The 13,648-nt window shown below is 69.2% G+C and carries 12 protein-coding genes and 1 pseudogene; 6 read left to right on the forward strand and 7 right to left on the reverse strand.

The window, feature by feature from the left end; genetic code table 11:
- Together Acor_RS40820 and Acor_RS40825 are read right to left on the reverse strand one after the other, a co-directional pair.
- A partial coding sequence (locus Acor_RS40820; protein WP_155342123.1) for a TIM barrel protein occupies positions 1-893 on the reverse strand: 893 nt, incomplete at its 3' end.
- 313 nt (positions 894-1,206) lie between these two features.
- Positions 1,207-2,067, reverse strand: a complete 861-nt coding sequence (locus Acor_RS40825; RefSeq protein WP_155342124.1) for an HhH-GPD family protein — start codon at positions 2,065-2,067, stop codon at positions 1,207-1,209.
- 101 nt (positions 2,068-2,168) lie between these two features.
- Here Acor_RS40825 and Acor_RS40830 point away from each other — a divergent pair, with 101 nt between their 5' ends.
- On the forward strand, positions 2,169-2,846 hold the full coding sequence (locus tag Acor_RS40830; protein WP_155342125.1) for a hypothetical protein: 678 nt from the start codon (positions 2,169-2,171) through the stop codon (positions 2,844-2,846).
- Positions 2,847-2,904: 58 nt separating this feature from the next.
- On the opposite strand, the gene Acor_RS40835 is transcribed toward Acor_RS40830, so the two are convergent.
- Positions 2,905-5,415: a hypothetical protein gene (locus Acor_RS40835; RefSeq protein WP_155342126.1), complete on the reverse strand. Its 2,511-nt coding sequence runs from the start codon at positions 5,413-5,415 to the stop codon at positions 2,905-2,907.
- Positions 5,309-6,667, reverse strand: coding sequence for a P-loop domain-containing protein (locus Acor_RS40840; protein WP_155342127.1), 1,359 nt, complete (start codon positions 6,665-6,667; stop codon positions 5,309-5,311). The genes Acor_RS40835 and Acor_RS40840 overlap by 107 nt, the downstream gene beginning before the upstream one ends.
- A 276-nt stretch (positions 6,668-6,943) precedes the next feature.
- Here Acor_RS40840 and Acor_RS40845 point away from each other — a divergent pair, with 276 nt between their 5' ends.
- Positions 6,944-7,087 carry a hypothetical protein gene (locus Acor_RS40845; protein WP_155342128.1) on the forward strand — a complete coding sequence of 48 codons (144 nt, stop codon included), beginning with the start codon at positions 6,944-6,946 and terminating at the stop codon, positions 7,085-7,087.
- Between the two features lie 62 nt (positions 7,088-7,149).
- Here the strand turns inward: Acor_RS40845 and disA are convergent, their stop codons facing one another.
- The 3 genes from disA to Acor_RS40860 all read right to left on the reverse strand — a co-directional run bounded on the left by disA (position 7,150) and on the right by Acor_RS40860 (position 10,535).
- On the reverse strand, positions 7,150-8,235 hold the full coding sequence (gene disA / locus Acor_RS40850; RefSeq protein WP_155342129.1) for a DNA integrity scanning diadenylate cyclase DisA: 1,086 nt from the start codon (positions 8,233-8,235) through the stop codon (positions 7,150-7,152).
- 116 nt (positions 8,236-8,351) lie between these two features.
- Positions 8,352-9,779, reverse strand: coding sequence for a DNA repair protein RadA (gene radA, locus Acor_RS40855; protein WP_155342130.1), 1,428 nt, complete (start codon positions 9,777-9,779; stop codon positions 8,352-8,354).
- 57 nt (positions 9,780-9,836) lie between these two features.
- Entirely contained in the window at positions 9,837-10,535 is a 699-nt protein-coding gene (locus Acor_RS40860) for a class I SAM-dependent methyltransferase (protein WP_155342131.1), read from the reverse strand.
- 94 nt (positions 10,536-10,629) lie between these two features.
- On the opposite strand from Acor_RS40860, the gene Acor_RS40865 reads away from it, so the two are divergent.
- From Acor_RS40865 to Acor_RS40880, 4 genes and pseudogenes are all read left to right on the forward strand, one after another.
- A complete protein-coding gene (locus Acor_RS40865) occupies positions 10,630-11,502 on the forward strand; it encodes a sugar phosphate isomerase/epimerase family protein (protein WP_155342132.1) in 873 nt (290 codons plus the stop codon).
- A 13-nt stretch (positions 11,503-11,515) separates the two neighbouring features.
- Positions 11,516-12,358, forward strand: coding sequence for a class I SAM-dependent methyltransferase (locus Acor_RS40870; protein WP_155342133.1), 843 nt, complete (start codon positions 11,516-11,518; stop codon positions 12,356-12,358).
- Positions 12,355-12,948: a TetR/AcrR family transcriptional regulator gene (locus Acor_RS40875; protein WP_155342134.1), complete on the forward strand. Its 594-nt coding sequence runs from the start codon at positions 12,355-12,357 to the stop codon at positions 12,946-12,948. The genes Acor_RS40870 and Acor_RS40875 overlap by 4 nt, the downstream gene beginning before the upstream one ends.
- A 58-nt stretch (positions 12,949-13,006) precedes the next feature.
- Positions 13,007-13,648: pseudogene (locus Acor_RS40880) on the forward strand (Fe-S oxidoreductase); the annotation flags it as partial.

Here is a 13,648-nt window from a genome sequence, read left to right on the forward strand (position 1 = left end):
GTCCAGTCCAAGTCGTCGGCGAGGCGGGCCACCAAGGCCGCGGGGCCCTTGGTTTTGGGGGTGGTCCAGTCGTGGGCTTCGACTTCGATGTGGGCGCTGCCGTTGACCGCGCCGGAGAGGAGCGCGGTGAGGGTGTCCTGTAGGACGCCCTGGGTGCTCGGGATCTCATGGCTGTGGTTGTGGACGTGGCCCAGTTTGACGACGGGCGCGCCGGCGAGGGCGAGGCCGCGCAGGGCGGAGGCGGTCTCTTCGGAGCCGCAGGAGAGGTGACAGGCGTCCAGGCAGACGCCGAGGTGCTCGGAGTCGATCCCGCAGACCCGCTGAAGGGCCTGCTCGGTGGTTTCCAGCACACAACCGGGCCACGGCTCAAACCCGACCCGAATGGTCTTCCCGGTCACGCTGTACAGACCGCGCAGCTCGCGGGAGAGACGCTCCAGCCGCCGGGACGCGATCGAGTGCAGATCAGCCGGCCAATCCCGCCGCCAGCCGATCGGAATCGTGGAGATACTCCCGAACCGAACATCCTCCGGCAGCAGAAACGCCAGGATCTTCGCCAGCGCCATCGTGTACCGATACCGCTCGGGCTTGGCCCAGTCCGGACCGGGCGCTTCCTGGTTCCGGCCACCGGTTCCGTTGAGGCTCACCACCTCAAGGCCGCGTTCCTCCAGCGACCGGCGGAGCCGTACCAGCTCGATCCGGTCGGCGATCAGGTGGTCGGCCACCGGAGGCGCCAGCCACAGCCCGATCCCGAGCCGGTCGACGTTCAGGCGCTTGCGCACCGGCACCGCGTATCGGGTCAGGTGAGCGATCAGGTTCTCCAGGTCCTCCGCGGGATGAACGCCCGCGTTGTACGCCAGATGAACCAGCGTCCCATCCTCATGGCGCAGCCGCATCGATGCCTCCAAGCTCCGACCCCATTGGCCCACACAACCTGTCCTGGCCGCATGCGACACGAGTCCCTCCGTACCGGGAATCCGGCCCGGTACGGCGAGCTTGCTCTCGTGCACCGGTCTCCGCGTCCGCCCCGCAGCTGATTTCCCTGTACGCCGCGCGGGTGACGTCGGCAGCGGTCTCACCGTAAGAACGGCGACTTGTGATCCACTTGGGCGAGACTTGGCCAGATTCGCTCTACGAAGTGTAGTACTACAACCGGTGGCGCGAAACCGTTTTCCCGGTTGATCCTCCAGATCGGCGATTCTCGTGAGATTACGTCGGCAAGCCGTAGAAATCGTCGTCGAGAAGTTCGGCGAGGCCGTCGGTCAGCAGACCGTCCAGGGCGCGTTCGCGTTGCTCGGCGTTGGACCAGGCGGCGTCCAGGGCCGCCTTGGGGACCGGGCCGGGGGAGTCGCGGAGCACGGCGAGCAGGGCGCCCCGGCACTGCCGGTCGGTCCCGGCGTACGTCTGGCCGCGGCGGGGCGGGCCGTCATGGGCGGGTTTGCCGGTGAGGAGCCACTGGCAGCGGCCGGCGACCGGGCAGTCGGCGCAGCGGGGGGCGCGAGCCGTACAGATCAGGGCGCCGAGCTCCATGACCGCGACCGCCCAGCGCGGCGCGTCCACGGCCGGGATCAGCGATTCGGCCAGCTTGCGCTCCGGGGCGGTGGTCGCCGTCGGCGGGAACTCCTCGCCGCGGACCGCCCGCGCCAGCACCCGGCGCACGTTCGTGTCGAGCACGACATGCCGCCCCCCGTACGCGAAACTGGCCACCGCCGCCGCCGTGTAGTCACCGATTCCCGGCAACGTGCGCAACTCGTCGTACGTGGCGGGGACGGTGCCGTCGAAATCGGCCGTGATGGCCTTCGCGCAGGCGTGCAGGTTCAACGCCCTGCGCGGGTACCCCAGACGTCCCCAGTGGCGTACGGCTTCGCCTGGGGCTTCCTTCGCCAGGGACTCCGGGGTCGGCCAGCGCGCCAGCCATTCCTCCCAGATCGGGAGAACCCGCACGACCGGGGTCTGCTGGAGCATGATTTCGCTGACCAGGATCCCCCAGGGGGTCGCCTCCTGACGGCGCCAGGGAAGATCTCTGTTGTGCTCCGCGTACCAGTCGAGGATCGGGGCATGAAGAGTCACGGTCGAACTCTAGCGGCGTGTGACACCGCACATACTCCGCATCTCGATCTCCCTCGGCGAGGCGTGACGGAGAGCTGACCACGACTCTCCATACTGTCCGTATGGATCCGGACACGTTCCGTGGTGATGTTGGAGTCGAGGGTGGTGACGTCTACTGGCGTCGCCGGGTGTCGGTGCTGACCGGCATGCTCGTGGTGGTGGCCGTCGTGGCCTGGGCCTGCGCCAGCGGCTCGGACAAGCCGACGACCGCCGCCAAGACGGGCACGACCGACGCGATGGTCGTCTCACTGCCGTCCCCGAAGATCTCCCCGCTCCCGGCCTCGCCCACGCCCTCGGGCAGCCCGTCCCCCGGATCGCCGTCCGCGTCCCCGTCGCCGCCGCGCAAGCTCGGCGACGCCTGCGAAGGCAGGGACCTGGTCGTCAGCCTCCGCGCCAACCAGGACATCTACCGAGGCGACCAGACCCCCGGATTCCTGCTCACGGTAGTCAACATCGGCCACGTTGCCTGCACCGCCGACCTGGGCCCACGCGCCCTGGAAATGCGCATCTCCACCGGCGGCCAGCGCGTCTGGTCCACCGCCGACTGCGTGGCCGGCGAAGGCATCGACCGCCAGATCCTCCAACGCGGCGTCCCCTTCGTCCGCGCCATCCAATGGCCCCGCTACCGCTCCGGCGAAAACTGCACCGCCGACCCACCCCTCGCCCACAAGGGCACCTACGTAGCCATGGCCCGCTACGGCACCCTCAAAAGCTCCCGCAACGTCTTCCAGCTGAAGTAACCCCACCGGGTCGGACCGCCAACGCACGGCCAGTTGCTCGGGCCAGCCCGATGAGGCGTTATTGATACTTGAGCAGGAAGCGGTTGGTCCGCGCGAGCAGCAGGTCGCAGAGCGGGGACAGCGCCGCAGGGTCGACACGACCCACCGCAAGCAGCGCATCGGACCAGCCCGGAGAATTGATCACCTGCGCGAGTAGCGGTATCGACACGGCCGCCCCGTTCCCGTCCGCGACCCTGGCCATCAGCTCGCCCAGGGCGCCGGCCCGTTGCCCGGTGGATTCGATCGCGCTGGCGGCGGTTTCCGCCTGCGCGATGAGGCTCGCGGCCTGCTCGGGGTCGTAGGCGGCCACCACCGCCGCGAGCTTGCCCAGCGCCTCAACCTGGCTGAGCGGCTCGGTGATCTCCCGCGCCAGTCGTTTGGCGCGGACGTAGTCCCCGGCGGCTGCCACGGCTGCCACCACTGCTGCCAGTGCGTGGCCCTGCTGGTACGCATACCTGGTGATGCCACGCGCGAGCCGTTCGGCGCGGACGTAGTCTCCGGCGGCTGCCACCGCCGCCACTACCGTGGCCTGAACGTTGGCTCGCGAGTAGTCGTCGGCTGCCACGGTGTCGAGGTCGATCTCCACCTCCGACGCGAGCGCGAGGGCGTGGCCGCAGTCTCCGATGGCGGCTACCAGGGTTGCCACGGTGGCCAGTGCCCCGGGCCGTTGTCGGGGGTCGCTGAGAGCGCGGGCACCCCGCTCCGCTTCCCCGGCCAGTTCCCGGCACCAGCCGTCATCACCTATGGCCACCACGGCATTGGCCACCGCGCACAAGGGCCAGGGATGCGGGTAGCGGCGGGCCGCTGCCTCCGCCTCCCTGGCCAGTTCGATGGCGCGTTCGCGGGCTCCGGCAGCGGTCATCCCTGTTGCCACCTGCGCCAGTGCCTGAGCCCGGCTGCCGGCGTTCGGGATGGCGCGGGCGATCTGTTCGGCCCGGTCGTAATCGCCCGCGGCGGCCATCGCGGGTGCCAGTTTCCCCAGCACACCTGGGCGCAGATACGATCCCAAGATCCCGCGCACGGCCGTTTCCGAAGCGGCGGCCAGTTCGACGGCGCGATCGTGGTCTCCGGCTGCTGCCACCGCCGCGGCCAGGTCGCTCAGTCCGTCGGCGCGGTCCTTCTCTCCGGGGATCTTCCCAGCGGCCGTTCTCGCCTGGCCAACCACCTCCTGGAACCAGTCCTCGTCCCCCGTGGCTGCCACCGCGGCCACCAGTTGCGCCAGCAGGTTGACGCGCTGGGCGTGATCGGTGACGGCATAGGCTGCGGCCTCAGCATGAGTCACCAGCTCCAGATACCAGTCACAGCTCGCCACGGCCGCCATCCCCCGCGCCAGCTTGCCCAACGTGTCGGCGCGCTCCCCGGTGTACGGGATCGTATGGCTTGCCGCTACCGCGTCCTTGGCCAGCCGGATGGCGCGGTCGTGATCCCCGGCGGCCGCAGCCGACGACGCCACCACCGCCAAAAGATCGGCGCGGTCCATGTCGCGCTTTTGATCGTAGGCGGCGGCCTCCGCCTCCTCGGCCAGTTCCTGGTACCACGCATGCTCTCCCGCTGCTGCCACCGGCGGTAACAAACTCGCCAGATCCCAGGCGTACATGGTGGGATCGGAACTGTCGAGGTCCGCCTTCGCGGCCCTGGCCAGTTCGATGGCATGGGCCCGGTCCCCGGCGGCGGCCACCGCCGATGCCACCGTGATCAGCGCCTTGGCACGCTCGTCGGGCCACTCGAGGGCCCGGGCGAGCTGTTCTGCGCGGGCATGGTCGCCTGTGGCCACGGCCGCGTTCGTCAGCTCCTTGAAGACCGCGTCGTGGGTCGGCGTGTGGCTGTTCGTGCGGGCAGTGACCTCTGCTGCCCTGCTCAACCGGCGGGCGCGGTCGTGGTCTCCGGCGGTGGCGACTGCCGTTGCCAGCTCCGCCACCGCATCAAGGCCGAAGCCACCAGGGCGGTGGGCGGACGCGCTGGCGATGTCACGGGTGACGGCCGTCGCGGCCGTGATCACTTCGTCGTACCAGATGTTGGCGTGATGAGGGCCGCTGGCCCGGATCACCCCCCGCAAAGCGTAGGCACGCAGAAAAGGGCTGGTGATGCTGTGCGCGAGCGCGACGGCGCGGTCGAGGCGACCGAGCCCGGCCCACACCTCGGGCAGGCCGATCGGCGTGTGTTCACCGCGCTCCTCCAGGTCGTCGCGGGCGACCGTGAGCAACAGCAAGGCGCCGAGATCGGGGGCGGGCTGCCGGATGAGAAGATCCGTCACGGTGGCGATCTCGGCCAACGCCAGCGCGTCACCGCCGGTGCGGCCGCGCATCCAATCGTGCCTGGCCGCGTCGGTGGCAAAGCCGACCAACCGGGGCATATCCCTGGCGGCAGCGAGGAGACGGAGGTAGCCGCGCAGCAGGTATGGCGGCGTATGCGGCGGCCAGCCGCTATCCCGGTAGGAGGCGGCCCAGATGTGTATCCGCTCGTGGTGGTCGGCGAGGGCGGCGCCGAACCGCAGTTCGGCCGTCTGACGCAGGGTTTCGTGGGCGAACAAGTAGACCGCCGGCCCAGGCGGCTCCCTGCCGGGGTCGGCGGTGGCCTCTGCGTCGGGCCCATGGCGGCTGCTGATGCTGCGTCCGAACACGCCGCCGAGCAACTGATCGAGCTCTGGGTCGCCCGGTGAGCTGTTCCAGGTCGGTGAGCGTGAGCCCTCCGCCGCAGGCGGTCAACAACCCCAACACCTCACGCTGCACCGCGGGACCGCGGAGCAATCGGTCGAGTTCATACTTCGCCGCGACCTCGAGGCGGTGGGCGTGCAGAGACGCTGTCAGGCGCCGGGGTGCGATTCGGCGCAACGGATGGCTGCCAGGCACGTCGTCTGGCAGCTCGGGGTCCGGGCGGCTGGCGACCAGCACTCGCAGAGCCGGCGGGCAGCGGAGGGGCAACAACGCCGCGATGCTGGGATGGTCGGCTGCGATCAGTTTGCCGGTGTCCTCGTCCAGCCCGTCAACTATCAGCAGCAACCGGCGGTCCGCGATCGCGCACTGGCGGGCCGCGCCGCGCAGCAGATGCGAAAGATGCCGCCGCCGCGCCCCGGCCTCCAGCGGCGCCTTGGGTGGTTCACCCGCCAAGGATGCGAGTTGCCTGATCAGCGCGTCGATGAACGCGTTGCTGTCGGACTGGCCGGCGAACCGGCTGGTGACGAAGAACGACACCACGTCGACCCCGGCCGGAGGGTGCAGCGCGAACCAGGACAGCAGCGCGGTTTTGCCCGCCCACGGCCCGGCCTGCCACCACAGGTAGGGCTGGTCGGTGTACGGCGGATCTCCGGCGCAAAAGGCCGCCAGCTCAGCAAGCTCCCGCTCGCGGTCATAGAGCCGCTCTGGAGCGATGTCGGCCACGTCCGTGCGGTGGGAGATGGCGGACAGCTCTCCAGCTGATGCCCGCAGGGTGGAGGTGGACAAATCTCCGGCTGATATCTGCAGGGCGGGACCGGACAGTACCGCAGCCGCTGCTCCCAGGGTGGGATCGGAGGGGGTCGAGGCCGCATGGGCGGCCAACCACAAGCGGCGGACCTCCTCGACATCCCCGTGCAAGGCGATCACCACGTACCGCATCGAGCGCCAGGAGGTCCGCCGGATCCCTTTGATCACGTCTCGGACGGTGGTGTGGGTGATCCGGTGCTCGGCGCGCCGGGCGATCTCCCGATAGCTGCTTAGCCCGTTCTCCTCATGGAGACGTCGCAGATGCGCGCGCAGGGTCTCCAGGGCGCTGTCCCCAGGCAGGGGGAGATCAGGCTGCGTCATGGTGCTATCGAGCATCCCAGACGAAGGGGAACCACAGCCTTCAATCGGTGGATCCATCCCGGCCTGACTACGAAGCCGTCTCCCTGGAAGAAACCGGAAGAGCGCGGATCATTACGGAAGCTCTCGGCAGACCTTGGAAGACATCACCGGAACCGGTCCGATCGAGTCGCATGCTGAAAGCACCCTCCCGATGGGGGTGACGCGCGCTGGACCCCTACGACGTTCGCCGCGCGTGCGTCTTTATGGGCTCTTCATATCTCGAAAGGGACGACACCCATGGGCTTCTTCTCCCATCTGACCGCCGTGGCCGCCGTCGGTGCCCTTCTGATCGGAGCCCCGGCCACGCTCTACCTGTTCTCGACCGACTCCGAACGCCGGGCCCGAGCACTGCGCCTGCTCCGCCTGTTACTGCGCCGCTGAACCCGCGCTGGTGAAGTTGTTCCGGGTGCTCCTGGCGGTTGATCAGCTTCGGGGCTCCAGGGTTAGACGTAGCGTTCCAGGATTGAGGATTCGGCGAGGCGGGAGAGGCTTTCGCGGACGTTGCGGGCGCGGGTTTCGCCTACGCCGCCGACGACCTGGAGGTCGTCGATGCTGGCGGCGAGGAGTTTCTGGAGGCCGCCGAAGTGGTCGACGAGGCGGTCGACGATGGTGGTGGGGAGGCGGGGGACGCGGGCCAGTAGGCGGAAGCCGCGGGGGCTCACGGGGGCGTCAAGGTGGTCGGGGCCGGTGTGGCCGAGGATCTGGGCTACCCGGGTGAGGTCCAGGAGGTCCAGGGCGGAGAGGTTGTCCAGGTCGTCGAGGGCCTCGGTGGCGCGGCGTGGGAGGCGGGCGTGGGAGGCGGGGAGGTAGTCGCGGATGGTGAGGGCGAGGTCGTCCTCGACGCCGCCGACCAACTCGTCGAGTTGGAGGGAGATGAGGCGGCCGTCGGTGCCCAGTTCGACTACGTAGCCTTCGATTTCCACAGAGATGCGGCGGACCATTTCGAGGCGCTGGACGACGGCGGAGACGTCGCGGACGGTGACCAGGTCCTCGATTTCGAGGGCGGAGAGGGTGCCGGAGACCTCGTCGAGGCGGAGTTTGTAGCGTTCTAGGGTGGCCAGGGCCTGGTTGGCCTTGGAGAGGATGGCGGCGGACTCCTCCAGGACGTAGCGGACGCCGGCCAGGTAGAGGGCGATGATGCGCATCGACTTGCTGATCGCGATCACGGGGTGGTCGGTCTGGCGGGCCACCCGCTGGGCCGTGCGGTGCCGGGTGCCGGACTCGTCGGTGGGGATGCCGGGGTCGGGGACCAGGTGCACGGCGGCGCGGAGGATGCGCAGGTCGCCGCCGTTGAGGACGATCGCGCCGTCCATCTTGGCGAGTTCGCGGAGCCGGGTGGCGGCGAATTCGACGTCCAGTTCGAAGCCGCCGGTGCAGAGTTCTTCGACGGTGGCGTCGTAGCCGAGGACGATCAGGCCGCCGGTGTGGCCGCGCAGAATGCGCTCCAGGCCGTCGCGAAGCGCTGTTCCGGGGGCGAGAGAGGCCAGGGTGGCTCTTCGTCGTTCGTCCCAGGATTTGTCGGTATGCACGTCAGTGACCCCCGCTGGTCGTGTCTCTGCGCCCAGACGGTCTATCCGCCTCGCGACAAGCCTGCCCAACTCAGCAGACCCATAGCACCGTCCAGTTTACCGAGGTAACTGCTCGCTCACCGGATGTGCGTCAGGGCGTCCCAGACGTTCTCTGCCTCTGTAACGTCGAAGCCGGGTGAGAAGTTCGTGGTACGGATTCCGGAGGGGCGGGTGGAGACGAGGTCGCCCCGGGCGGGGGCGGGGTCGAGTTTGAGGGTTTCTGCGGCGAGGGAGCCGGTGGGGACCAGGGCTCGGGTGAAGCCGAGGCGGGCGGCTTCGGCGAGGCGGCGGCGGACGTCGCGAACCGGGCGGAGTTCGCCGGCGAGGCCGACTTCGCCTAAGGCGACCAGGCCTTGGGGGAGGGGTTTGTCGCCTGCGGCGCTGACTACGGAGAGCATCAGCGCGAGGTCGACGGCCGGGTCGGTGAGGCGGATTCCGCCGACGGTCGCGGTGAACACGTCGCATTTGCCGATTTTGGCGTTGAGGCGGCGTTCCATGACGGCGAGGACCATGGCTACCCGGTAGGAGTCGAGGCCGGAGGAGGTTCGGCGGGGTTGGGGGGCCTCGGTGGGGCCGACGAGGGCCTGGAGTTCGGCGGGGATGGGGCGAGTGCCTTCGATGGTGACGGTGACGCAGGTGCCGGGGACCGGTTCGGGGTGGCGGGAGATGAACAGGCCGCTGGGGTCGGTGATGCCGGTGATGCCGCGCTCGTGCAGATCGAAACAGCCGACTTCCTCGATCGGGCCGAACCTGTTCTTGATCGCTCGGACCATTCTGAGACGGGAGTTGCGGTCGCCTTCGAAATGCAGGACCACGTCGACCAGGTGTTCCAGCACGCGCGGTCCGGCGATCGAACCGTCCTTGGTCACGTGGCCGACCAGCACGGTCGTCATGCCGCGTTCCTTGGCCAACCGCGTGAGGTTCGCGGCCACTTCCCGAACCTGAGTGACGCCCCCGGGCACCCCGGTCGCGTCGGCGGACCCGATCGTCTGCACCGAGTCAACGATCAGCAACCGCGGCTGAACCTTCTCCACATGAGTGACAAGCGCGCCCAAATCAGTCTCGGCCGCCAGATAGAGCTGATCTTCTACTGCCCCGATCCGGTCAGCCCGCATCCGAACCTGAGACGCCGACTCTTCCCCCGTCACATACAAAACCGTGTCGTGTTGCGCCGTCTTGGCCGCAGCCTCCAAAAGCAGCGTGGACTTCCCAATCCCAGGCTCTCCCGCGAGCAGCACGACCGCCCCCGGCACCAAACCACCGCCGAGCACACGATCCAACTCACCCACCCCGGTCGGCCGAGCATGCGCGAACTCCGCCTTAACCTGCCCAATCGGTACGGCAGGCGAGGTGACCGCGCCACCCCTGACCACATTCACACCCTGCCGAGCCCCGGCCTCCTCAACCGTCCCCCAGGCCTGGCACTCCCCACACCGCCCCACCCACTTGGCGGCCAGCCAGCCACACTCACCACACCGGTACGAAGGCTTCGCAGCTTTACTCACGCCCGGAGGCTACCGGCCCCCACCGACAATCTCGCCTGGGTGGGAGAACCGCCTTCCTCAGAAAGCGCGCCAGCGCAGGATTGTCGGGTAAGGGATCTCAACCCCCGCCGTCTCCCGGATCGCCCGCTTCGCCACCGCCGGTGTGAACTCGATGCGCAGCACCGCCTCCAGCTCAGATCGTCGCGCGAACACCATCCGAGGATCGAGCGTCACCCGCTCCCACCCCTGCCGGGACCAGAACTCCTCCACCGTCCGCACCGAATACGTCGGCGCACTCTCCCGGAACCACTCCCCGAACGCCCCCCGGGAAGCATCCAGATCCACCACGAACGCCGCCCCGCCCCGCCGTACGGCCCTGGAGAGCTCTTTCAAGCCTGGTTCGCAGCCGGGACCGAAGAAGTACGCCCACCGCGCGACGGCCACGTCCACGGACGTGTCAGGGACGGGTAGCGCCTGTGCGGTGGAGACCTGCACGCTGACGTTCCGGAGCGGTGCGCACCGCCGGATGGCGAGGGCGGCCAGCTCGGGGTGGGGCTCGACGCCGATCACCTGACGGGCGGTGGCGGCGTATCCGGGCAGGTGATACCCCGTCCCGCAGCCGATGTCGAGAATCGTGGCGTCCACCCAGGTGCGTACCCCCTGAATAGCCGAATCGATCACCCCGTCCGGGTCGACCGCGCGGTTCTCCAGTTCGTAAATCTGCGGGTTGTGCCAGATGTTCGGGCTGGGCACAGCCCCCCGGGGGATACGCGGCATCGCACCACGATAGGCGGCTAGGCCGCCACGGCGGTTCGCTCGCTTAGTCTGGAATGGTGAGCGAGCTAGCGAGCGTCCGGGTGGGGAGCCGGGGATGAGTCCCGGCGAGCGGACCTACATCGGCGGAGACGACCCCGCGGACGGTGTCCGGCGGGAAGTTGTGCGGGTTCCCAATGCCAAGATCGCGCTGTCGACCGCGTCGGTCTATCCCGAGCGGACGCCGGACGCGTTCGAGCTGGCGTCGCGGCTCGGATACGACGGCGTCGAGATCATGGTGGGGCAGGATCCGGTCAGTCAGGACGTGGAGGTCCTGGAGCGCCTCCGGGACCATTACGAACTGCCCATTCTCGCGGTGCACGCGCCCTGCCTGCTGGTCACCCAGCGGGTGTGGGGGCGGGATCCGTGGGCCAAGCTGGAGCGGGCCAGGGACGCGGCGCAGCGGCTGGGCGCGCAGACCGTGGTGGTGCATCCGCCGTTCCGATGGCAGCGCGACTACGCGCGCGACTTCGAGGTCGGGCTGGCCAGGATGCGGGAGGAGACCGACATCGTGTTCGCGGTGGAGAACATGTTCCCGCTCCGGGCCCGGGGCAGCGAGGTCGTGCCGTACGCGCCGGACTGGAATCCGGTCGAGCACGACTTCCCGCAGGTGACGCTGGACCTGTCGCACACCGCGGTGTCGGGTTCCGACGCCATGGAGATGGCGGCCAAGCTCGGCGACCGCCTGGCCCACCTGCACCTGGCGGACGGCAGCGGCGTCACCAACAAGGATGAGCACCTGGTGCCAGGCCGGGGGAACCAGCCGTGCGCGCAGATGCTGGAGCGGCTGGCGAACGCGGGTTATGGTGGTCTGATCGTGCTGGAGATCAACACGAGGAGGGCGGTCGGCCGCACCGAGCGGATCGACGATCTGGCCGAAGCGCTGGCCTTCGCACGGCTCCACTTCGCCGCCTCCTCCGCGAAGAGATGAGCCACGGCGAGCGATGAGCCACCAGGTCTTCGACGTCGACCGCGTGGCGGAGGCGTATGACGCCGCGCGCCCGGAATATCCGCCTGCCCTGTACGCGGCGCTGACCGAGCTGTCCGGCATCCGGTTCGAGGGCGCGTTCGCCGTCGACGTGGGCGCGGGCACCGGCATCTCCACCCGCGGCCTGCTGGATCGCGGCGTGCGGGTGGTCGCGGTGGACCGCGCCGCCCGGATGCTCGCCTTCTTCCGTTCCCGTACGGCTGGCGCGGCCCTGCTGGCCGACGGGAATTCGCTCCCGCTCCGGGACGGCATGGCCGACCTGGTGACGTACGCCCAGTCCTGGCACTGGCTGGACCGGACCGTTTCGATCGCCGAGGCGATCCGGGTGGCCAGGCCGGGCGGCGCGGTGGCGGGCTGGTGGAACACGGTGGACGCGGGCAAGGCCGACTGGCTGGCCGCCTGCCAGATCCGCCTGGCCGACCTGCCGGGCTACACCGGCCCGGCCCAGCCGGGCTGGAGCATGCCCCCGATCGGCGCCGCGATGGCCGCCGCGGGGCTGCGCGTCTCGGAGACGTGGGTGCACTGGACCCGCCACATCCAGGTCCAGGACTTCCTGACCGATCTCCGCTCCCACTCGTACGTGGCGGCGATGCCCGAGGCCGCGGCCGACCGGCTGCTCGACCGGGAGCGCGGCGAGATCATCCGCGTCTTCCCGGACGGCGACATGACCATCCCGATGCGGGTCTACCTGGCGGTCGGCGTCAAATCCCTGACCCACCAGCAATCTCCCGCCCTGACCGAACCCAAGGGCCTCCAGGAGCTCAAGCAACTGGCCGTGGGCCTCACGGAGGGCTCATGAGCGAGTCACGCGGTCCCGGCCGACGCCCTGGGCGCAGGCCGGGGGTTTCCGACACGCGCGGGCAGATCCTCACCGCGGCCCGCACGATCTTCGCCGAGAAGGGCTTCGACAAGGCGACGATTCGCGGCATCGCCCGTGCCGCCGGCGTCGATCCCGCGCTGGTGCATCACTACTTCGACACGAAAGAGGGCGTCTTCATCGCGGCCATGCGGGTGCCGTTCGATCCCGCCGTGATCGTGCCGCTCCTGCTCAACGGGCCCCGCGAGGAGATGGGTGAGCGGCTGGTGCGGTTCATCCTGACCGTCACCGCCGATCCGCAGGCCCGGGAGCCCGTGCTCGCGCTGATCAGGACGGCCGTCACCAACGAGCAGGCGGTGGCCATGATCAGGGAGTTCATGACGGACGCCCTGCTGGGCCGGGCGGCGGCGGCGCTCGGCATTCCGATGCTGCGGATGGAGGCCGCGTTCGCGCAGATGTTCGGCATGCTGATGGCTCGGTACATCCTCCGGCTCGAACCGATGGCCTCGGCCGATCCGGAAGAGTTGATCGCCCTGGTCGCGCCCGCGATTCAGCGTTACGTCGCCCCCTGAACGATTCTTACAGAGCATTGTTCTATGGTGGTCACGTCGACGTTGAGGGAGGAGCGCCATGCTGCTGGTAGCGATTATCGGGCTGGTCATGACGGTTGGTGTGGTCGCGCTGGCGGCCCGCCGGGTGCTGTTTCTCTACCGGCTGGCGACCATCGGCCAGCCGGCCCCGCAGCGGATCGCGTACGCGAAACAGCATGCGGGAGCCGAGCTGAAGGCCCAGCTGGTCGAGGTTTTCGCCCAGAAGAAGCTGCTCAAATGGACGCCGTCCGGCGTGGCGCACTTCTTCGTGATGTGGGCGTTCATCATCTTGCTGACCGTCTACATCGAGGCGTACGGCGCGATCATCCAGGGCGCGGTCACCGGCCGCCCGGACTTCCACATTCCGTTGATCGGGACCTGGCCGGTGCTGGGCTTCCTGCAGGATTTCATCGCGCTCGCCTGCGTGGTCGGGCTGATCGCCTTCGCGGTCATCCGGATCAGGAACTCGCCGAAGAAGCTCGGCCGCGACTCCCGGTTCTCCGGTTCGCATCTGGGCGGTGCCTGGCTGATCCTGTTCATGATCTTCAACGTGATCTGGACCCTGTTCCTGGCCCGCGCCGCCGCCGAGCGGACCGGCAACTTCCCGTACCAGTCGGGCGCCTTCTTCACCCAGGCCGTGGCCAAGCTGCTGCCGGACAGCCAGCTGCTGGAGGAGATCGCG

It is taken from the genome of Acrocarpospora corrugata, assembly GCF_009687845.1.
Taxonomy (GTDB): Bacteria; Actinomycetota; Actinomycetes; order Streptosporangiales; family Streptosporangiaceae; genus Acrocarpospora; species Acrocarpospora corrugata.